16 protein-coding genes and 1 tRNA gene are annotated in these 21,308 nt (G+C 74.1%); 8 read left to right on the top strand and 9 right to left on the bottom strand.

Features of this window, described 5'->3' with window-relative positions; genetic code table 11:
* Positions 1-1,314, bottom strand: a 1,314-nt coding sequence (locus AB6N24_RS07160; RefSeq protein ID WP_412868727.1) for a bifunctional 3'-5' exonuclease/DNA polymerase, incomplete at its 3' end; no start/stop codon positions are given.
* Between the two features lie 258 nt (positions 1,315-1,572).
* Between AB6N24_RS07160 and AB6N24_RS07165 the strand changes: the two genes are divergently transcribed.
* Entirely contained in the window at positions 1,573-2,910 is a 1,338-nt protein-coding gene (locus AB6N24_RS07165; RefSeq protein ID WP_412868728.1) for a phytase, read from the top strand.
* 44 nt (positions 2,911-2,954) lie between these two features.
* On the opposite strand, the gene AB6N24_RS07170 is transcribed toward AB6N24_RS07165, so the two are convergent.
* Positions 2,955-3,836, bottom strand: a complete 882-nt coding sequence (locus tag AB6N24_RS07170) for a nucleotidyltransferase domain-containing protein (RefSeq protein WP_412868729.1) — start codon at positions 3,834-3,836, stop codon at positions 2,955-2,957.
* Positions 3,837-3,951: 115 nt separating this feature from the next.
* On the bottom strand, positions 3,952-5,454 hold the full coding sequence (locus AB6N24_RS07175) for a peptidoglycan-binding protein (RefSeq protein ID WP_412868730.1): 1,503 nt from the start codon (positions 5,452-5,454) through the stop codon (positions 3,952-3,954).
* 185 nt (positions 5,455-5,639) lie between these two features.
* On the opposite strand from AB6N24_RS07175, the gene AB6N24_RS07180 reads away from it, so the two are divergent.
* The gene (locus AB6N24_RS07180; protein ID WP_412868731.1) at positions 5,640-5,999 is read left to right on the top strand and encodes a hypothetical protein; all 360 of its coding nucleotides are present in this window, start codon (positions 5,640-5,642) and stop codon (positions 5,997-5,999) included.
* Positions 6,000-6,032: 33 nt separating this feature from the next.
* Positions 6,033-6,383 carry a VOC family protein gene (locus AB6N24_RS07185; RefSeq protein ID WP_412868732.1) on the top strand — a complete coding sequence of 117 codons (351 nt, stop codon included), beginning with the start codon at positions 6,033-6,035 and terminating at the stop codon, positions 6,381-6,383.
* A gap of 10 nt (positions 6,384-6,393) precedes the next feature.
* On the opposite strand, the gene AB6N24_RS07190 is transcribed toward AB6N24_RS07185, so the two are convergent.
* The 5 genes from AB6N24_RS07190 to dcd form a co-directional block, all read right to left on the bottom strand.
* Positions 6,394-6,993: an NADPH-dependent FMN reductase gene (locus tag AB6N24_RS07190; protein WP_412868733.1), complete on the bottom strand. Its 600-nt coding sequence runs from the start codon at positions 6,991-6,993 to the stop codon at positions 6,394-6,396.
* A 145-nt stretch (positions 6,994-7,138) separates the two neighbouring features.
* The gene (locus AB6N24_RS07195) at positions 7,139-8,284 is read right to left on the bottom strand and encodes an epoxide hydrolase family protein (RefSeq protein WP_412868734.1); all 1,146 of its coding nucleotides are present in this window, start codon (positions 8,282-8,284) and stop codon (positions 7,139-7,141) included.
* Positions 8,285-8,665: 381 nt separating this feature from the next.
* Positions 8,666-9,649 (bottom strand): aminoglycoside phosphotransferase family protein, encoded by a 984-nt coding sequence (locus AB6N24_RS07200; protein WP_412868735.1) that lies wholly within the window; start codon positions 9,647-9,649, stop codon positions 8,666-8,668.
* Positions 9,650-9,736: 87 nt separating this feature from the next.
* Complete coding sequence (locus AB6N24_RS07205) at positions 9,737-10,867, bottom strand: hypothetical protein (protein ID WP_412868736.1); 1,131 nt, start codon at positions 10,865-10,867, stop codon at positions 9,737-9,739.
* 1 nt (position 10,868) lies between these two features.
* Positions 10,869-11,444 carry a dCTP deaminase gene (dcd, locus tag AB6N24_RS07210; RefSeq protein ID WP_034624712.1) on the bottom strand — a complete coding sequence of 192 codons (576 nt, stop codon included), beginning with the start codon at positions 11,442-11,444 and terminating at the stop codon, positions 10,869-10,871.
* 282 nt (positions 11,445-11,726) lie between these two features.
* Between dcd and AB6N24_RS07215 the strand changes: the two genes are divergently transcribed.
* The 5 genes from AB6N24_RS07215 to AB6N24_RS07235 all read left to right on the top strand — a co-directional run bounded on the left by AB6N24_RS07215 (position 11,727) and on the right by AB6N24_RS07235 (position 19,194).
* The gene (locus AB6N24_RS07215) at positions 11,727-14,207 is read left to right on the top strand and encodes a glycoside hydrolase family 94 protein (protein ID WP_412868737.1); all 2,481 of its coding nucleotides are present in this window, start codon (positions 11,727-11,729) and stop codon (positions 14,205-14,207) included.
* Between the two features lie 44 nt (positions 14,208-14,251).
* Positions 14,252-16,651: a glycoside hydrolase family 94 protein gene (locus AB6N24_RS07220; protein WP_412868738.1), complete on the top strand. Its 2,400-nt coding sequence runs from the start codon at positions 14,252-14,254 to the stop codon at positions 16,649-16,651.
* An 89-nt stretch (positions 16,652-16,740) separates the two neighbouring features.
* Positions 16,741-17,910, top strand: a complete 1,170-nt coding sequence (locus AB6N24_RS07225) for an aldose epimerase family protein (protein ID WP_412868739.1) — start codon at positions 16,741-16,743, stop codon at positions 17,908-17,910.
* Positions 17,911-18,039: 129 nt separating this feature from the next.
* Positions 18,040-18,113 (top strand) — tRNA-Gly (locus AB6N24_RS07230).
* A 379-nt stretch (positions 18,114-18,492) separates the two neighbouring features.
* The gene (locus AB6N24_RS07235) at positions 18,493-19,194 is read left to right on the top strand and encodes a DUF6011 domain-containing protein (protein ID WP_412868768.1); all 702 of its coding nucleotides are present in this window, start codon (positions 18,493-18,495) and stop codon (positions 19,192-19,194) included.
* 198 nt (positions 19,195-19,392) lie between these two features.
* Here AB6N24_RS07235 and AB6N24_RS07240 read toward each other — a convergent pair whose 3' ends face one another.
* On the bottom strand, positions 19,393-20,559 hold the full coding sequence (locus tag AB6N24_RS07240; RefSeq protein ID WP_412868740.1) for a hypothetical protein: 1,167 nt from the start codon (positions 20,557-20,559) through the stop codon (positions 19,393-19,395).
* Positions 20,560-21,308: the final 749 nt, after the last annotated feature.

Genomic DNA, 21,308 nt, shown 5'->3' on the forward strand with positions numbered 1-21,308 from the left:
CTGCCGGGCGGCGTCGGGCCGCGGCGACGAGCGCCCGAGCCACGTCGAGACCACCTCGCCCCGCTCGCCGGCGCGCGCCGCCGCCTCGACGAGCCCGACAGCCCGGGGGTAGGCCCGCGTGAGCTGCGGCATCACGACCGCGCTCGCCCCGGTCGTCGCGCCGTAGATCGCGCCGAGCATCGCGTACTTCGCCTGCTGCCGGGTCTCGACGATGCCCGCGTCGACGATGCCCTGGTACAGATCCGCCTGGCGCCCGGCCGCGGCCATCGCCGCGTCGCCCGACATCGCCGCGAGCACGCGCGGCTCGAGCTGCGCGGCGTCCGCGACGACGAGCCGCCACCCCGGGTCGGCCCGGACCGCACCGCGGATCACCGCGGGCAGCTGCAGCGCACCGCCGCCGCTCGTCGCCCAGCGCCCGGTCACGACGCCGCCCGGCACGTAGTCGGGCCGGAACCGCCCGTCGTGCACCCACGCCTCCATCCACGCCCAGCCGTTCGCCGACAGCAGGCGCGCGAGCTTCTTGTACTCGAGCAGCGGGGCCGTCACCGGGTGGTCGAGCGCCCGGATTTCGTACGTGCGGGTCGAGGTCACGTCGAGCCCCGCGAGCCGCAGCCCGCGCAGCAGGTCCGGCTGCGAGTCGAGGTTGAGGGACGGCTGGCCCAGCAGCGCCCGGACCTCGTCCGCGAGCGCCTCGAGCCGCGCGGGCCGCCCACCGCCGCGCGGCCGCTCGCCGAGCAGCCGGGTCAGCAGCGCGTCGTGCTCGGCGACGTCCCACGGCATGCCGTCGTGCCGCATCTCCGCGGCGATGAGCGCGCCCGTCGACTCCGCGGCGAGCAGCAGGCGCAGCCGGCCCGGCTCGTCGGCGCCCGCGACCGCGGCGAGCTGGCGGCGCAGCTCGTCGAGCACGTCGAGCGGGGCCTCCTCGTGCTGACGTGGGTCGTCGAACAGGCTCACCTCGACCGCGCGCGGGGCGTCGGCGCTCGCCGGCGGCAGTCCGTCCCAGCGCCCGGGTGGGGCGAGCGCGAGCTCGGAGCCCGCGCTGAGCGCGCTGCCCCGCAGGATCGCGTGGCACAGACGCAGGTCGTGGCAGCGCTCGACGCGGACGCCGGCGTCGAGCAGCGGCGGGTAGCGGCGCGACGTGTCGTCCCACACCCAGCGCGGCGGCTCGGGGGCGCGCTCGCGGTCACGGGCGCCGGCGGGCAGCTCGGCCGTCGCGACCCGGGCCCGCGCCCCGGGCTCGCCGTCGGCCGTGACGTCCTGCAGCACGACGGAGTCCCGGCGCACCGGGTCGTCGGTCAGCAGCACGAAGGACACGGTCCATTCTCGCGGCCCCCGCCCACACCACTGCAGCGCCACCCGCCCGCGCCGGCGACGCCACCCGCCCGCACGGCCGCGCCACCCGCCCGTGCAGCCGGCACGACCCGCGCGGAACGCGGGACGTCCGGTGACGCGCGGCACCGTCGCCGGACGCCCGTCCACCGGCACCCCGGCGACGAGTCGTCCGCCCAGGTTCGCGTCCCGGACGGCCGCGGGCCACGCGCGCGCCACCGGCGTCGTCCAGCCTGGCGGACCATGCGCCTCCCCCTCGTGGCCCTCACCGCGGCCGCCCTCGTCCTGACGTCCGCCACCACGGCACCCGCCGCCCCCGACGCGAGCGGCAGCCGCCCGTCGGCACCGGGGTCCGACGAGCCCCGCGTCGTCCGGGCGACGACCGAGACCCCGGCCCTGTTCGACGACGAGGCCGGCGGCGAGGCCGACGCGGACGACCCGGCGATCTGGGTCGACCCGCGCGACGCGGCGGCGAGCCTCGTGATCGCGACCGCCAAGACGGGCGGCCTGCGCGTCTACGACCTCGCCGGCCGCGAGCTCCAGGCGGTCGCCGCACCGCCCGCGCCCGGACCCGACGCCGCGCCGGGGCGGTTCAACAACGTCGACGTCGTGCTCGGCGTGAAGCTCGACGGGCGCAAGGTCGACGTCGCGGTCGTCACCGACCGGGGCCGCGACCGCCTCCGGTTCTACGCGATCGACCCGAAGGCCGTCGCCGCGGGCCGGGAGCCGCTGCGCGACGTCACCGCGGCCGACGCGCCGCTGCTGTTCTCCGCCGACGAGGCCGCCGTCGACGAGCAGGCGACCGGCTACGGCCTCGCCACGTACTCCGACGACGGTCGCCACTACGCCGTCGTCAGCCGGCGCAGCACGAGCGACCTCGGGCTCGTCCAGCTCCACTCCTCGCGGGGCCGCCTGGGCTACGCGGTCGAGGACACGCTCACGCTGCCGTCGACGTTCACGCTGCCCGACGCGACGTCGTGGAGCCCGTGCGTCGAGCCCGGCGAGGGCCCGCAGGTCGAGGGCATGGTCGTCGACCCCGCCGCGCGCGTCCTGTACGCCGCGCAGGAGGACGTCGGGCTGTGGGCGCTGCGGCTCGACGTGGACCGCGAGGAGTTCCGCACGGGCCCGCGTGACCAGCGGCTCGTCGAGACGGTCGCGGAGTTCGGCGTGCCGGCGACGTTCGACGCCGCGACCGAGGAGTGCGTCGTCGGCGACGAGGACCCCGGGTTCGGGGGTCGCATCCGTGCGGACGTCGAGGGCGTGACGCTCTACCCGACGGGCCGGCGCGACGGGTACCTGCTCGTCTCGAGCCAGGGCGACAACCGGTTCTACGCGTACGACCGCCGCACGACCGAGCCCGTCGGGAGCTTCGTCGTCGGGGACGGCCCGGCGGTCGACGGCGCGGAGCACTCCGACGGCGCCGCCGCGGTGAGCACCCCGCTGCCCGGCTACCCGCAGGGCCTGCTCGTGGTGCACGACGGCGAGAACGGCCCCGACGAGGTCGGCGCCGACGGCGAGGTCCGCCCGAACGCGAACTTCAAGTACGTCGACTGGCGCGCGCTGGGGCTCCAGGGCCGCTGACGTGCGTGACGGCGGGCGCACCTCCGTGCGAGGTGCGCCCGCCGTCAGGCCGCGCCGACCGCCGCGGTGCCCGCCGGGGTGCCCGCTGCCGCGCCAGCCGGGCCGGGCCGCCGTGACCCGTACGTCCGCACGGCGTCCCGGAAGAACGCCGCGGCGTCCTCCCGCGCGGCCGCGACGGCCGCCGGTGAGCGCCGCACCGACATCCAGTCCTCGTGCCGCAGCTCGCGCTCGACGAGCGTGCGGATCGGTGCCGGGACCTCCCCGACGCCGAGCTCGCGCGTCGTCGCCTTGAGCGCCACGAGGTCCTCGACCGCGCGGACCGTCGGCGCCGCGAGCGGCGCCTGCGCGACGAGGTCCTGCAGGCGCATCGGCGGGACGGCGGACGTCGGGTGCTCACGCAGCCACAGCACCGCGAGCGCCGGACGCAGCGCGTAGAACAGCTTCTTCAGCGGCATCCGCCCGGCGTCGGTCAGGAACTTCGCCCACTGCGTCTGCCCGAGGTGCGCGTAGTGCGTCGCGACCCGCGCCCGGTCCGCGACGCGGTCGGCGAGCGCGAGCAGGTCGCGGCGGAACACCGCGTCGCCGCGGTAGACGAGCGGCGAGCCCGCCCACTCCGGCACGGTCGCGTTGCCGCGCACGAGCAGCTGCACGGCCTTGCGCAGGTCCCACCCGTTGACGTCGAGCACGCCGTCGGGAGCGGACTCCAGCACGTCGCGCACGTCCCACGGGCTCAGGTAGTCCTCGCCGCGGCGGACGTAGACGAACCGGCAGTCGTAGTCGCTGTCGGGCGAGGGGAAGCCCCAGGCGCGGCTGCCGCTCTCGATCGCGAGCGGGATCGCGACGCCGTGCCGCTCGACCATGTCGTCGAGCAGCGCGTCGACGCGCGCGACGGCGTCGGGGGCGAAGGTGTCGGGGAGCTGGCGCACGCGGCGACGGTAGCGGCGGCACCACCCGGGGAGCCCGGGATTTTCGTGGCCGCCCGGGACGCACGCAGCCGCCCCCGCCGGCGACGGCGAGGACGGCTGCGGGGTGCGGGTCAGGTCAGCGTGCGACCATCGCCGCCCAGGTCAGACGGCCGACGATGCCGTCGGCGACCAGGCCGTGCGACCGCTGCCACGCCCGGACGGCGGCCTGCGTGCGGGGGCCGAAGCGCCCGTCCGGGTTCGCGCCGACGATCCGCTGGATCACCGAGACGGACGAGCCGACCGCGCCGCGCGAGATGCCGCGGGCGATCTGCGCCGCGGGGATCGACGTCGCAGTCACCGGGGCAGAGGCGGACTTGCCGTTGGCGGCGTCGACGATCGCGGCCCACGTGAGCGGGCCGACGATGCCGTCGGGCACGAGGCCGTGCGCCCGCTGGAACGCGATGACCGCGGCGCGGGTGGCGGCGCCGAAGCGACCGTCCGCCTCGACGCCGACGACGCGCTGGATGATCGCGACCGACTCGCCGACCGCACCGCGGCGCAGCCCGGCGCGGACGACCGACGCCGGGATGGCGTCCGGGGACAGCACCGGCGCGGCGGGGGCGGCGACGGGCGCGGCCGGGGCGGCCGGGGCGCCGACGGCGACGACGTCCCAGGCATAGTCGAGCGCGCTCCAGCCGGCACCGCGCTCGACGACGACGCGGATCGTGTGGCGGCCCACCGACAGGCCGGTGACCTCGAAGGTGTTGCCCTCGACCATGACCGGCGACGCCGACTGGGCCTCGGGGTGCAGGTCGACGACGTACCCGAGCGCGTAGTCGCCCTCGTCGACGTTCACCGTGAACCGCGCGGTGGTCGACGTGGTCGACGCGGCGGGCGTCGCGGCCCAGGAGATCTGGGGCTTGGGGGCGTCGACGGCTTCGAGCGACAGCGTGCCCTCGTTGGACTCCTGCAGCTCCTCGACACCCTCGGTCCGGGCGTACGCGACGTAGTGCAGGGTGCCCGTGCCGCCCTCCCACGCCGAGAGGGTCAGGATGTTCGTCTCGGGGTCGAAGCCGACCTGGATGTCGCCCGCGGGGCCGTAGACGTCGATGGACTCGAGCGCGCCGGTGCCCAGGGTCACGAGCTCGGCGAGGTCGATCGTGAGCGGCTCGCCGGCCGTGAAGGTGAGCTTCTTGTCCTGGACGGACGGGGGCACGACCTCGACGCCGTCGGGGTCGTCCTCGTCGGCCGGGGTGCCCTCGTCGGCCGGCGTGCCCTCGTCAGCCGGGGTCCCCTCGTCGGCCGGGGTCCCCTCGTCAGCCGGAGTCCCCTCGTCGGACGGAGTCCCCTCGTCGACCGGGGTCCCCTCGTCGGACGGGGTCCCCTCGTCGACCGGGGTCCCCTCGTCGACCGGGGCCGCGTCCTCGACCGGGGCCGCGTCCTCGACCGGTGCCTCCTCCTCGGCGGGCGCGTCGACCGGAGCCTGCTCCTCGACCGGGGTCTCGGGACCGGCGGACGCCTCGACGCCGGTCTCGACGGGACCCTCGGGGGTCGCGGCGGCAGCGCCGACGCTCCCCGCGGTCAGGACGGTGGCGATGACTCCGGCAGCGACGAGACGCCGCGCCCGGGGAGCAGACATGCGTGCAGACATTCGACGAGCGCCTTCCGTAGCGGGCCGTCCTCGAACGGGACGGCCTCGACCCCCTATCGGCCGCCGCGACCAGGACTTTCGGCCCTGGCGGGCAGCAGTCTGGACACCCGTCCGGAACGCCCGGGGCCGGCTCCCGGTGGAGCGCGACGCGGCCCCGTCCTAGCCTCGGGAAGATGACGAAGCCGATCCGCCGCACCGCTCACGTCGCGCTCGACCACACGCTCGGCGCGACCCTGCTCGCCGCGCCGCACCTGCTCGGGCTCAGCACCCGGGCCCGGGTCTTCTTCGGCGCGTTCGGCGCCGTCACCGTCGCCGTCAACGCCCTCACCGACAGCCCGCTCGCGGTGCGCCGGCTCCTGTCGTTCCGCACGCACCGGGCGATCGACCTCGCCGCGGACCCGCTGTACCTCGCGCTCCCGCTCCTGACCGGCATCGCGAAGGAGCCGCGGGCCCGCGCGCTGTGGCTCGGCTCGGCCGCGGTGCTCGGGGCTGCGGTCGCGCTCACCGACTGGGACGCGCCCGCCGACAGCTGACGGCCCGCCCGCCGCGCTGGCTACGCTCGCCGGATGATCGGACGCGTCGACGAGGTCGTCATCGACTGTGCGGACCCGGGCCTGCTCGGGCGGTTCTGGGCGGACGTGCTGGGCGGTGAGCACCGCGTGCGCGACGACGACTGGCACACCCTGCGCTCCCCCGGCTCGCCCGACCTCGCCTTCCAGCGCGTCCCCGAGGGCAAGGCGGTGAAGAACCGCCTGCACCTCGACGTCCTGGTCGAGGACATCGAGGCCGCGACCGCGCAGGCCGAGGCGCTCGGCGCGGTGCGGCAGGGCGACGTGCACCACGACGTCGCGGGCTCGTTCCAGGTGCTGCTGGACCCCGAGGGCAACGAGTGGTGCGTGGTCCGCTCGAACGCGTGAGGCCCGCGTGTCAGTGGGAGGCGACCGGGTTCGGGTCGCCGATGTGGCCGGGTGCGTTGGCCGCGAGGACGCGCTCGACGAACGCCGCGTACTCCTCGATGTAGTGCCGCAGGAACTGCGCGGTCTCCTCGTCGCGGACCTCGCCGTCGGGGCCGTACACCTCGGGGTCGTACATGACGTACGCCTCGGGCGAGTTGAGCTGGGGGGCGTCGAGGAAGCTCAGCACGCTGCGCATCGACGACTGCATGACCGCCGTCCCGACGCGCCCCGGGGACGCCCCGATGATGCCAGTCGGCTTGCGCGCGAACGAGTTGGTGCCCCACGGGCGCGAGCCCCAGTCGATCGCGTTCTTCAGCGCCCCCGGGATCGAGCGGTTGTACTCCGGCGACACGAACAGGATCCCGTCGCACGCCTCGATCGCCTCCTTGAGGGCCCGGCCCGCGGGCGGGAAGTCCTCGTCGAAGTCGGGGCTGTAGAGCGGCAGGTCGCCGATCGGGATCTCGGTGAAGGTGAGCGTGTCGGGGGCGAGCGCAACGAGCGCCCGCGCGAGGGTGCGGTTGATGGAGTCCTTCGCGAGGCTCCCCACGAAGTAGCCGATGCGGTGCGTCATGACGTCTGGCCTCCCTGCCGACGGCCAGGGCAGCGGCCGTCCCCGAGCGTGCGCTGACGTCCTCATCGTCGCACCGGCCGCGCGACCCGGCCCGGCCGGCCCCGCGGACCCGGGCGGTGCAGCAGCCGGGTCCGCGAGCGCGTGCTCAGCGCAGCCCGGCGAAGAACGCCCGCACGTCGTCCACCAGCAGGTCGGGCGCCTCCATCGCCGCGAAGTGCCCGCCACGGTCCAGCTCGGTCCACCGCACGACGTGGTTCTGCTGCTCCGCGATCGGCCGCAGCGTGAGGTCGCCCGGGAACAGCGCGACCGCCGTCGGCACCCCGGAGCTCGGGAGCGCCGCGCCCCAGCTCTCCGACTCGCGGTACAGCCGGGCCGACGAGCCGATCGTCCCGGTGAACCAGTAGACGCTCACGTCGGTGAGCAGGGCGTCCCGGTCGACGGCCTCGTCGGGCCGCTCGATGCCGGGGTTCGTGTAGGTCGCGAACACGTCGACGAGCCAGGCGAGCAGCCCCGCGGGCGAGTCGGTCAGCGCCGGGGCGAGGGTCTGCGGGCGCGTGCTCTGGATCGCCGCGTAGCCGCCGTGCGCCTCCCAGCCGCCGAGCGCCGCGAGCCGCGCCTGGTCGCCCTCGGACCAGCCGCTGGCGTCGACGTCCCAGCCTGGCAGCGTCATGAGGGCGTTCACGTGCACCCCGATGACGTTCTCGGTCGCGATCCGGCCGACCTGCGGCCCGACGACCGAGCCGACGTCGCCGCCCTGCGTGCCGTACCGGTCGTAGCCGAGCCGACGCATGAGCTCGGCGACGACCTCGGCGTACCGGTCGGTCGAGCCCCTCCCCGCGGCGGGGGTCGGCCCGGAGAACCCGAAGCCGGGCAGCGACGGGATCACGAGGTGGAACGCGTCGGCCGGGTCGCCGCCGTGCGCGCGCGGGTCGCTGAGCGGGCCGATCACGTCGAGGAACTCCACGACGGACCCGGGCCAGCCGTGCACGAGGACGAGCGGCAGCGCGTCGGGCTCGGGCGACCGCACGTGCAGGAAGTGCACGCGCTGACCGTCGATGTCCGTCACGTGCTGGGGGTGGGCGTTGAGCCGGGTCTCGTGCTCGCGCCAGTCGTACGCGGTCCGCCAGTGCTCGGCGAGCTCGCGCACGTAGCCGGTGGGGACCCCGTACGTCCAGCCCACGTCGGGCAGCTCGTGGGGCCAGCGGGTGCGCGCGAGGCGCTCGTGCAGGTCGTCGAGGTCGGCCTGCGGCACGTCGATGCGGAACGGGCGGATGCTCTCGTCGGTGCTCATGGTTCGACGCTAGGGACGGCAGCGGCCACCTCCTGACCGCTTCTCCGACGCTGCCCGGAGGTGCGGTCCGGGAGGCTGTGCACGGTCCGGGCAGCGCACGGTCGAGGCAGCGCACGGTCACGGCGAGCAGCGCGGGGACCTGCTGCGGCGGGCGCGGTGGGCTCGGGGCCGGCGCGGCGTCCCGCCCCGGACGAGCACCGGCCCCGTGCGGCTCGGGGCTGCACGGGGCCGGCGGTGCGCGCCCGGCCGAGGGGGGACCGGTCGGTGCGCGAGAACTGTCCTCCGCACGCTACCTCGCGCGGTACCCGACGACGAGGGGACGGAAGGGCAGGTCGCCGAGCGCGTCGCCGGGCACGGCCACCCCGACGACGGTCCCTCGGGTCAGCCGGACGCCGCGTGCTCCGCGAGGACCTCGTCGAGCACCGCCCGGGTCACCGCCGCCGCGGCGGGGTTCGTCCGGAGCTCGTCGACGTAGACGATCAGCGCCTTCCACAGCGCCCACCCTCGCCCGCGCGCCCACGTGCCGTCGTCGACGCCGAGCCGGTCGCGGTACGCGTCACGGCTCTCGCCGGAGAACAGCGTCCAGGCGATCGCCAGGTCGCACGCGGGGTCCCCCACCCCGGACGTCCCGAAGTCGATCACGGCGGCGAGCGCCCCGTCGCGCACGAGGAGGTTGCCGACCGCGACGTCGCCGTGGAACCAGACGGGCGGGCCGTCCCACTGCGCGCGCAGCGCCGTCTCCCACACCTGTGTCGCGAGGTCGCCGGGCACCCGGTCGCCCAGCACCGCGATCGCGTGCCGCGTCTCGTCGTCGTAGACGCGCAGCGGCCCGCCGCGGAACCAGCAGTGCCGGCCGGGAGCAGGTCCGCCGGTCGCGTCGACCTGCCGCAGCGCGACGAGGAACGCCGCGAGGTCCCGCGCGAACCGCGTCAGGTCGCGGACGGTGCCGGGGCCGGCGCGCTCGCCCTCGATCCACCCGTACACGGACCAGGGGAACCGGAAGGTGGCGTCGGGCTCACCCTGCGCGAGCGGGACGGGGACCGGCAGCGGGAGCCGTGGGGCGAGCACCGGCAGCCACCGGTGCTCCTTCGCGACCGCCTCCGCGTAGCCCTCGGCGGTCGGCAGGCGCACCGTCATGCGGTCGCCGAGCCGGAACGTCTGGTTGTCCCAGCCGCCGACCTCGACGGGCCGCACGGGGAGGTCGGCCCACTGCGGCAGCTGGCGCGCGACCAGGCCCCGCACCACGTCCGCGTCGACGAGGCGGCGCTCGCTCAGGGGCACGGCGTCGCCGCCGTCACCCCCGCTCCGGGCCACGGCGACGGGCGCGCCGACGGCGGCGCTCTCGGGCTCGGTGGGTGCGCTCACGCCGTCCACGCTCGCGCGCGCCCGCCGGCAGCGCCAACGGATTTCGGGGTGCGGCGTCGGTCGCGGACCCGGGCGCCGTCGCTCCGCTCAGAGGTCCGCGGGGTTCACCAGGAACTCGGCCGCGTCGGCGATCTCCCCGCCCACGGCCGCGTGCAGCGCCCGCGTCACGGCCTGGACCTGCGGCACCGCCCGTCCGCGCGCGACGCGGTGCTCGAACGACGGGCGCTCGAGCTCGAGCTCCTCGATGTCGGTCGGCTCCCACCGCACGCGGTACGCGACGGCGCCGGCCTTCGCCCACGGGAGCTCGCGCAGCAGGGGCGGCAGGACCTCCTCGCCGTGCACCTCGATCGCGAGCAGCCCGTCGACACCCAGGTCCACCAGCGCGCCGTACCCGGTCTGCGGCGGCGGCTCGGCGAGCATCGCGCGGTCGTACGCCTCGGCCTCGGCGTGCAGGCGCCGGCGCAGGTCCTCGTCCTCGATCCCGTGGCGCTCGAGCGCGTCGCGCAGCCCGGCACCGCCCCGCTCGGGGACGCCGAGCGCCGCGAGCCCGGGGCGGGCGTGGCGTCCGGCGTCGGGCGCGGGGCCCTCCCACGGCACGCCGTCCATCGCGAGCCGGGCCCGTGGCAGGACCTGCTGGACGACGGCCAGCGTCTCCTCGGGCTCGAGCCACCCGCGGGTGTAGACGGTCAGGTCGATCGCGGCGTCGATGTCGGGCGTGAGCACGGTGCCGCGCTCCCCGGTCCGCACCGACCCGCCGAGGCGCCGCGCGACGGCCACGAGCCAGAGCAGCACGCGCTCCTCCTCGCGGACCGGCACCGCGTCGGGGAACGCGCGCTTGAGGCCGTCGCGGTCGCCGCCGGGGTACGGGCGCTCGCCGCGCTCCCGCGGGCACGCGGCGTCGTAGACCACGGCCGTCGCCGCGGGCAGCCCGAGGCTCAGCGCCTCGCCGGCCTCGACGGCGTACGGGCCCGTCAACGTCGAGAGCCGCGAGACGCGCAGCACGCCGGGCGTCGCACCGGCTCCTCGTGGGCCGCGCGCACCGGCCGCCCGCTGCGGGACACCCGGCCGGGTCTCCCACCGTGCGGCCGGGAACCGGGAGACCGCGAGGACCTCGACCTCGTCGGGCCCGATGCCCGCGGGCAGCGCGAGCAGGTGCCGCGTCCGCAGCCCGGGGTCGTCGAGCGGCAGGCGCGGGAGCGCCGGGTCCACGCCGGCCACGTCAGACGTCCGTGCGGTGGAAGCTCTGCCAGGACCGCGACGCCGTCGGGCCCCGCTGGCCCTGGTAGCGCGAGCCGTAGCGCTCGGAGCCGTACGGGAACTCCGACGCCGAGGACAGCCGGAAGAAGCACAGCTGGCCGATCTTCATGCCGGGCCACAGCAGGATCGGCAGGGTCGCGACGTTGGAGAGCTCGAGCGTCACGTGACCCGAGAAGCCGGGGTCGATGAACCCGGCGGTGGAGTGCGTGAGCAGCCCGAGCCGGCCGAGCGAGGACTTGCCCTCGAGGCGGGCCGCGACGTCGTCGGGCAGCGTGACGGCCTCGTACGTCGAGCCGAGCACGAACTCCCCGGGGTGCAGCACGAACGGCTCGGAGCCCTCGACCTCGACGAGGCGCGTGAGGTCCGGCTGGTCGGCCGCGGGGTCGATGAACGGGTACTTGTGGTTGTCGAAGAGCCGGAAGAATCGGTCGAGCCGCACGTCGATGCTCGACGGCTGGATCATCGCGGGCTCGTACGGGTCGAGCACGACCCGGCCGGACTCGAGCTCGGCGCGGATGTCACGATCGGAGAGCAGCACGGGGCAACGGTAACGGTCACCCGGGCGTGCACGCCGGGACCGACCACCGTCCGGCGGTCACCCGCGGGCGAGGACCGCCGGACGAGCGTCCAGCAGCCCGCGGACGTCACCCGGGAACGCGCTCGCCCGGCCGTTCCCCCGCGCAGGGGCTGCGGCTATGCTTCCTCCCGTGAGGTCGCATGGGAGCGCTCTCGCACCGACGTCACACCGGTCCCGACCCGCCGCGAAGCCGCGGCGAGCACCCGGGAGCGGCGCGACACCCAGCACCCGAGAGGCGCACGCATGCGTTACGGCCACTTCGACGACGAGTCCCGTGAGTACGTCATCACGACCCCCCACACGCCTTACCCGTGGATCAACTACCTCGGGTCGGAGCAGTTCTTCTCGCTCCTGTCGCACCAGTCGGGCGGGTACTCGTTCTACCGCGACGCCAAGATGCGGCGCCTGACGCGCTACCGCTACAACAACATCCCGACCGACGCGGGCGGGCGCTACTTCTACGTCAACGACGGCGGCGACGTCTGGACCCCGTCGTGGATGCCGGTCAAGGCCGAGCTCGACCACTTCGAGGCGCGCCACGGCCTCGGCTACTCGACGATCACCGGCGAGCGGAACGGCCTGTCCGTCCAGACGCTGTTCTTCGTCCCGCTCGGCGAGAACGCCGAGGTGCAGAAGGTCACGCTGACCAACACCTCCGCCGCCGCGAAGACCGTCTCCCTCTTCTCGTTCGTCGAGTTCTGCCTGTGGAACGCCCAGGACGACCAGACGAATTACCAGCGCAACCTGTCGATCGGCGAGGTCGAGGTCGAGGCCGACGGCCCGACCGGCACCGCGATCTACCACAAGACCGAGTACCGCGAGCGCCGCGACCACTACGCCGTCTACGGCGTGAACGCCCGGGCCACGGGCTTCGACACGGACCGCGACACGTTCGTCGGCGCGTACAACGGGCTCGGCGAGGCGGCCGTGCCGTTCGCCGGGAAGTCCGAGAACTCGGTCGCCTCCGGCTGGTACCCGATCGGCTCGCACTCGCTCGAGGTCACGCTCGAGCCGGGCGCCTCGACGTCGTACACGTTCGTGCTCGGGTACCTCGAGAACCCGCAGGACGAGAAGTGGGCCGACGACGACCTGCAGGTCGTCAACAAGAAGGGCGCCCACGAGCTCCTCGCCCGGTTCGCGACCGAGGAGCAGACCGACGCCGCGTTCGAGGCGCTCCGCGCGCACTGGACGACGCTGCTGTCCGGCTACTCGGTGTCCAGCACCGACGAGAAGCTCGACCGCATGGTCAACGTGTGGAACCAGTACCAGTGCATGGTCACGTTCAACATGTCCCGCTCGGCGTCGTACTTCGAGACCGGGATCGGCCGCGGGATGGGCTTCCGCGACTCCAACCAGGACCTCCTCGGGTTCGTGCACCTCATCCCCGAGCGCGCCCGCGAGCGCATCCTCGACATCGCCGCGACGCAGTTCCCCGACGGCTCGGCGTACCACCAGTACCAGCCGCTCACGAAGCGCGGGAACAACGACATCGGCTCGGGCTTCAACGACGACCCGCTGTGGCTCATCGCCGGCGTGGCCGCGTACATCAAGGAGTCGGGCGACTTCTCGATCCTCGACGAGCAGGTCCCGTTCGACAACGACGAGTCGCTCGCCGAGCCGCTGTTCGAGCACCTGACGCGCTCGTTCCGGTTCACGGTGAACAACAAGGGCCCGCACGGCCTGCCGCTCATCGGGCGCGCCGACTGGAACGACTGCCTCAACCTCAACTGCTTCTCGACCGAGCCCGGCGAGTCGTTCCAGACGACCGAGAACCAGGCGGGCGGCGTCGCGGAGTCCGTGTTCATCGCCGCGCAGTTCGTCCTCTACGGCGCCGAGTACGCCGAGCTCGCCGAGCGCCGGGGCCTGACCGACGTCGCCGCCGAGGCGCGTGCCGCGGTCGAGGAGATGCGAGCCGCGGTCCTGTCCCACGGGTGGGACGGCGACTGGTTCCTGCGGGCCTACGACTTCTACGGCAACAAGATCGGCACCGACGAGAAGCCCGAGGGCAAGATCTGGATCGAGCCGCAGGGCTTCGCCGTCATGGCGGGCATCGGCGTCGAGGGCTCGGACCCGACCACGCCCGAGGCGCAGGGCAGCCCCGCGATCAAGGCCCTCGACTCGGTCAACGAGCACCTCGCGACCGACCACGGCATGGTCCTGCAGCACCCCGCGTACACGAGCTACCAGATCGAGCTCGGCGAGGTCTCCACGTACCCGCCCGGGTACAAGGAGAACGGCGGGATCTTCTGCCACAACAACCCGTGGGTCATCATCGGCGAGACGGTCGTGGGCCGCGGCGCGCAGGCGTTCGACTACTACAAGCGGATCACGCCGGCGTACCGCGAGGACATCTCCGACGTGCACAAGCTCGAGCCGTACGTGTACGCGCAGATGATCGCGGGCAAGGAGGCCGTGCGGCACGGTGAGGCCAAGAACTCGTGGCTCACCGGCACCGCCGCGTGGAACTTCGTCGCGGTGAGCCAGTACCTGCTCGGGGTCCGCCCCGGCTACGACGGGCTCGTCGTCGACCCGCAGATCGGCCCCGAGGTCCCGGAGTTCACCGTGACCCGCTCGGCGCGCGGCGCGACGTACGAGATCCACGTGACGAACTCCGGCACCCCCGGTGCCCGCGGCACGCTCGTCGTGGACGGCACCCCCGTCGACGGCAACACCGTCCCCTACGCCCCGGCCGGGTCGACCGTCCGGGTCGAGGTCACCGTCTGACCCCCCGGGGTCACCGGACGGTGCCGTAGGAGGACACTGCGACGATGCGGTACGGCTACTTCGACGACGACGCGCGCGAGTACGTCCTCACGCGCCCCGACACGCCGCGGTCCTGGAGCAACTACCTGGGATCGCGGCTCTACGGGGGCATCGTCACGCAGAACGCGGGCGGCTTCTCGTTCTTCCGGTCGGGAGGGACGGGCCGCCTGCTGCGGATGCGCTTCAACGGCGTGCCGCAGGACGAGCCGGGCCGGTTCGTCTACCTGCGGGACGACGCCGACGGGGCCTTCTGGTCCGCGTCGTGGCAGCCGGTCGGGACGCCGCTCGAGGGGCCGGACCCGTACGTCGCACGCGTGCGCCACGGGCTCGGGTACTCGGTGTTCGAGTCCGACCACCGCGGGATCCGCACCGAGATGACGACGTTCGTGCCGCAGGGCCAGGCGTTCGAGCACTGGTCCGTCGAGGTCACGAACACGGGGACGACGCCGCGCACGATCTCGCTGTTCTCGTACGCCGAGCTGGCGAACGAGTGGAGCCACCAGCAGGACCTGCTGAACCTCCAGTACAGCCAGTACGTCGTGCGCGCGTCGTACTCCGACGGCTTCATCCACCGCCTGAACTCGACGCGCGACGTGTTCAGCGAGTGCTGGTTCACGGTCACGGGCGCCGACGTCGTGTCGTTCGACACCGACCGCGACCTGTTCCTGGGCCCGTACCGGACGCCGCGCGACCCGGTCGCGGTCGAGCGGGGCACGTGCTCGGGCAGCGAGACGGTCGGGGACAACGCGTGCGCGTCGCTGCACGTGCGCGTCGAGCTCGCGCCGGGCGAGACCCGTCAGGTCGTCTACACGCTCGGCGTCGGTTCGCCCGACGCCGAGTGGGGTGACGGCACGGTGACGGTGCGGCCCGGGCGCGAGTCGGTCGCGGAGTTCGCGACGCCCGAGCGGATCTCGACGGAGCTCGCCGCGATCCGCGCCGAGTGGGCGGGGCACCTGGCTCCCCTGCAGGTGAGCACGCCGGACCCGCAGCTCGACTCGATGGTCAACGTCTGGCACGCCTACCAGACGCACATGACGTTCAGCTGGTCGCGCGGGGTGTCGCTCATCGAGACCGGCGGCCGCGACGGCCTCGGCTACCGCGACACCGCGCAGGACATCCTCTCGGTCGTCCACTCGATCCCCGAGGCCGCCCGCGAGCGCCTCGACCTGCTGCTCACCGGCCAGACGGCCGAGGGCGGCGCGCTGCCGCTCATCAAGCCGCTCACCCACACGCCCGGCAAGGAGCCGACGCCGGCGCTCGAGGACTACCGCAGCGACGACGCCCTGTGGCTCCCGCTCTCGGTCGCGGCGCTCGTCGACGAGACCGGCGACGCGTCCTACCTCGACACCGTGCTCCCCTACGCCGACGCCGGCGAGGACACGGTGCTCGGGCACCTGGTGCAGGCGCTGCGGTTCTCGCTGGAGCACCGCGGCGCGCACGGCCTGGTCCAGGGCCTCGACGCCGACTGGAACGACTGCATCCAGTTCGGCACCGAGGGCGAGTCGATGTTCTCGACGTTCCTGCTGGCCAACGGCCTGCGCCAGGTCGGCGAGCTCGCCTCGCTGCTCGAGCGCACCGAGGTCGTCGCGTGGTGCGCCGAGCAGCTCGAGCTCCTGCTCGAGGACGCCGAGAAGGCGTGGGACGGCGGCTGGTACATCCGCGGGATCTCCGCCGTCGGCGCCCCGCTCGGCACCGCGACCGCCGACGAGGGCCGCATCTACCTCGAGCCCAACGTCTGGGCCGTGATCTCGGGGGTCGCGAACCCGGGCCGCGCGCGCCAGGCGATGGACTCGGTGCACGAGCACCTCGCGTCGGAGCACGGCATCGCGCTGTGCGACCCGCCGCACACCAAGCCCATCGAGGGCATCGGCCTGTCGCTGCTCGTCTTCCCGCCCGGGCACAAGGAGAACGGCGGCATCTTCTGCCACGCGAACTCCTGGGCCGTCGTCGCCGAGGCGATGCTCGGCCGCGGCGACCGGGCGTACGAGTACTACCGGGCGTACCTGCCGGCCCGGTACGAGGACGACGCCGAGACGCACCAGGTCGAGCCGTACGTCTACAGCCAGTTCACGCACGGTCCCGCGTCGCCGCGGTTCGGGCAGTCCCGCAACCCCTGGCTCACCGGCACCGCGAGCTGGACGTACGTGGCCGTGACGCAGCACCTGCTCGGCGTCCGGCCGACCGCCGCGGGCCTGCGCGTCGACCCGTCGATCCCGTCCGCGTGGGACGGCTTCGAGGTCCGGCGCCGGTTCCGCGGCCGTGACGTGACCGTCCGGGTCACCAACCCCGACCACGTGTGCAGCGGCGTCGCCCGGCTCACGGTCGACGGGACCGCGGTCGAGGGCGACGTGGCACCCGAGTGCCTGCTGCAGGACGGGTCGGTCGTCGACGTGGTGCTCGGGTGAGCGTCACGGCTGATCGGGCGTCCGCCCGGGTGCAGGGCAGTGCGGCGACGGGAACCGTCCCGTCGCCGACGACGAGTCGGGGGGCCGGCATGACGACCGAGACGAGCACGCGCACGCCGGGGACGGCGACGCAGGACCCGACGACGACCAGGGCCGGCCGGCCGAGCCTGCTCGCCGAGCTGACGAGCCCCGACCCCGGCCTCGACCCTGCCGCGACGACCACCGAGGCGCTCCCCGCGGACCCGCGGGTGCTCACGCTGCGCTCGGACGTCTGGGAGCTCGGCGTGCTGCCGGGCACGGGCGGGTCGCTCGCGTTCGGACGCGTTCGGGTCGACGGGCAGTGGCTCGACCTGCTGCGCCCCGCGCGCCCGACCGTGTGGGGCAACCCCGAGAAGTGCGCGAGCTTCCCGCTCGTGCCCTGGTCGAACCGGGTCCGCGACGGGGTCCTGCGCTTCCGCGGCCGGACGTGGACGCTCGCGCACAACGCCGCCGACGGCACCGCGATCCACGGGGCGGTCGCGTACTACACGTGGCGCGTCGTCGACCAGGCCGCGTCCCGGGTCGAGCTCGAGCTCGACACGACGGACCTCGTCGGCGTGAACTTCCCGTGGCGGTTCCGCTCGCGGCTCGTCTACGAGCTCGACGGCGCCACGCTGCGGGTCACGACCACGGTCGAGAACGTCGACCGTGAGGCCTTCCCCGCGGGGTTCGGGCACCACCCGTACTTCCAGCGCCGGCTCACGCCCGCCGCGAGCACGGCGCCCGTCGTCGCGCGCGAGGAGCTCGTCGACGCGGACGCGGTGACGGTCGACGGCGGGGCGACCCTGGCGACGGCCGGCGTACCGGCTCCCGCGCTCGACGCCGTGCTGCACGTGCCGTACGAGCGCGGGTACGCCCTCGCCGCGGGGATGGCGTCCGGCCCCGCCGGCGAGGTCCCGCCGCGCGCCGACTACCGCGAGCCGCGTCCCGTCGGCAACGCCTTCGTCGACGACGTGCTGACCGACCGCCGCCCGGGCGCCCCGGTGACGTGGACGTACCCGGACCGGGGCGTCGGCGTGCGCCTCGACGCCGACGACGTCTACAGCCACCTCGTCGTGTACGTCCCGCGGCGCCGCGCCTACTTCGCGGTCGAGCCCGTCACGCACGTCAACGCCGGCGTCGAGCTGTTCGAGGACGGGGTCCCGGGCACGGGCGTGTTCGTGCTGGAGCCGGGCGAGTCGCGCACGGGGTCGTTCACGTTGACGGTCGAGCGGACGTGACGCCGTCCGGCACCGGCGGCGCACCGCGACCGCGTCCGCGGACCGGGGATTCGACGGAACCGGCTGCGTCGGTATGATGGTGCGCGCGCTGGCGCAGGGGCCTCCTCGGAGGGCTCGATCCAGCGCAGTGCGGGTGTAGTTCAGTGGTAGAACTTCAGCTTCCCAAGCTGATAGCGCGAGTTCGATTCTCGTCACCCGCTCCACCAGAAGGCCAGGTCAGGAGTCATCCGACCTGGCCTTCTTGCTGTCCGGTGCTCGCGCAGCCGGACGTCGAGCCGGCCCCACCCGTACAGACGACAACGACGCCTTCGCTTCCGCGCATCCCGACGTGAGCCCGCAGCTCCCGGCGCCTACATCGCCGGCTACGGCGCGCCCCAGCCGGCGCCGAGTCAGCCCTGAGGCGCGGACGTGCTACCTCCGCCACAGGTGACGATCGGGGCCTCGGAGGCGTCCCGACGGGGGACACCCAGCGTCGCGGACTGGGCTGATCGAGCGACGTCGCCGCGTCGTCGGCTTTCGCGTGCGCGATGCTTCCGACACGCGGCGTTCATGCGCCCTCGCGCACGAGACGAAGCGGTGAAGATGAACGAGCCTGTCCGACTGCAGTTCGTCCTGCCGTCGCTCCGTGCGATCTCGGCGCACCCGGTGCGGGTCGTCGGCACGTTCCTCGTCCTCAGCCTGCTCACTGCGGCCCTCGTCCCCGATGCGTGGCAGCTCGTGGAGTGGCTGCGCGCCTTCACGGTCGTCGGGACCTCCACCGTGCTGGTCTCCGCCGGAGCTGTGCGCGCAGCCAACCGGCTCCCGCGCCGCCCACCCGCGCCTCGGCGCAGAACCGCACGGCTGCGCTCGCCAGGCCGGCGCCCTCCGACGCACCTGCCGCTGCTCGTGAACCGGTGCGTGGTGTGCGGCCGGCGACTGACGGACTACACGAGCCAGCGGACAGGCGTCGGCCCCGACTGCCGTGCGCGCTACGGTCCTCAGCCTCAGTTTCGGCCGAACCCCGCCTTCCGTGAGTGGGAGCGCCGACGAGCGGCCCTTCAGCGTGAGCAGGAGGCTGAACAACGCGAGCACGACATGGCGTACTCCCGCGCCCAGGCTGAGCACGAGATCCGTGTGCGCGCATGGGAGGCCGAGATGGCGACACCGAGGAACCAGGCCCGGGCAGAAGTGCGCACAGTCGCGCGCCGCACCATCGGGGTCGATCTCGGCGTGGTGCTCTCCGCGGTCCTGTCGGAGCTCGTCGTCGCAGCGGTGACGCAGTCGGACGTGCCGTTCCTCGGTTGAGGGCGACGTCGTGCGTCCTGGAGACCGTGCCCTGCTTCGACGTCCTTGGGGACGTGGACGTCGACGACGCCGCCCGCCTGCCGCCTGAGCGCTGGTACGGGCCGGTCGTTCCGCGCACGTCCGCGATGTTCCGCCCCGCCGAGCGCTGACGGTCTCGGCGCGCCTGACGGCGTCGTCAGCGAGCCGCGCACCGACGACCTACGGCTTCGCCAGCTTCTGCTCGAGCGCCGTCGACACAAGACCCTCCACCCGGAAGGCGTCCGCCTCGCTCTCGAGGCTCCGGTAGGCCTCGTTGAGCACATCGCGCGTGTCGCCGGCCGCCACACGGACGTCGTCCGCCGCCGTCGGCGCCGGCTTCTTCGCCTGCGCGGCCTTCCAAGCGCGCAGGAGCGCCGTGATCTCCGTGTCGACCGCCTGCAGGCGCGTGTGAAGGTCCTTCTGGGCGGGTGTCAGGTTGTTCGCCACCGCCAGCCGCGCCAGGGTGGGCGTCAGGGTCGTCGACTGCCAGGTGTCGAGCGTCGTGACGTGCCGCTTGCCGTCGGACAGCCGCGAGCCGGGCTCGGCCAGCGTGCCGAGACCCGCGACAAGCTTCCGGTGGGCCATCAGCAGCGTCAGGAGCTGGTTGTTCGGGCCGTACATGACGTCGTGCATGCGTGCCGCGTGCGCTCTCTGGTCGGCGTCGAGCGGGGCGGCGTACTTGGTCGATCTGACGGCCTGGACGGTCTTCTTGAGGATGCCCGTAGCCGCGACCACCTGGTCGACGGTCTGGTTCTGCGCGAGCAGGTTCCGGATGATCACGACGTCCTGGTCGGCGTGCCGCGCCTCGTGGTACAGCGTCCCGGCTACGGCCGTGACCTCCGCGTCGGTGAGGAGCTGGATCTTCTTCGGCGGCGACTTCTGCGAGCTGAACGCCGACGTGTTGACGAGGACCTGCCAGTCCTTCGAGCTGAACACACCGTCCGGGCCGTCGCCGCTCTCGCTGATCGTCCACCGGATCGGGGGCACGCCGGCGGCCGTGAGCTCTTTCGCGACGCGCCTCAGCAGGGCGTCGGCGAAGGCGCGCGGGGACATCGCCGGCTTCGTCTTGCGGAGCCGGGCGGCCTCCGCGACGTAGGCACCCTGGCTCTTCGGCGACTCCAGGCCGTAGGGCGCGCGTTGCACGGTCGGCGCGCCGGCGGCGCCGCGTGCCCCACCGAGGAGGAGCCGGCCGACGACGTGGTTGCCCGCGGTCCGCTGGAGCTCGGTGATCGACCCGGCGCGGGGGTGTCGCACCCCCGACGGCGCAGCGACGACCGGGCGACCCGCCCCGCGCACGGGGCGACGGTCGTCGGGCTCTCGTGCTGTGTCGATGCGGTGCTGTCGCACGATGGGACCTTCCGGCTGACCCTCTCGGGGAGCAGAGACGGCCGACCTCACCACGATACGTCGAGGCGGCCTCGCGCGAGGCGGGCGGAATGCGCTTGGACGCCGCGCGGCCGTCCTCGACACTTGTCCCGGCCCGGGCGGGCCGACGGTCGTCGGTCATCTGGTTCCGGAGGTCGAGGGTTCGAGTCCCTCCGACGCTGCGGCGTCGTGGCTCAGTGGTAGAGCACCGGACTCCGGTGGTCGCACACCGGTCTCCGGCGACCACCACCACGCCCGCCCGGGCCGCCAGCCCTCGGCGACCAGCCCTCCCCGACGACTGTCGTCCCGCGGCGGACCAGACCGACGCGACGTCCCGGTCGCGACCGGCCCGAGGATATTCGCTGGTCACGTGCTGTGTAGACCCCTACCGTCGTGCACGACAACAGAACACGGGAAGGTTCGGGTGGGCCGGAGACAGTCGGTTACCACTCCTAATGGCCAGGTTGCGGGTTCGAGTCCCGTCGCCACCCCTCGCGGTGGCGTAGCTCAATCGGCAGAGCAGGACTCCGGCGTCCTCACACGCCCACCCGAACCTCCCGACGAGCGGGCCGAACGGTCCTCGGTTACCTGGTAGACGGCAGTACGGGTTCGACTCCCGGCCCCTCGGGGCACTGCCCGGCGGCGCGAGCCGCCGTTCCGGGGGCCACCCCCACGCCCGCTCACCCACCACGACGACGGTGGCGGGCCGGAGCGGTTCGGTTACCTCCCTG

It is taken from the genome of Cellulomonas jepli (assembly GCF_047229345.1).
Lineage (GTDB): Bacteria > Actinomycetota > Actinomycetes > Actinomycetales > Cellulomonadaceae > Cellulomonas_A.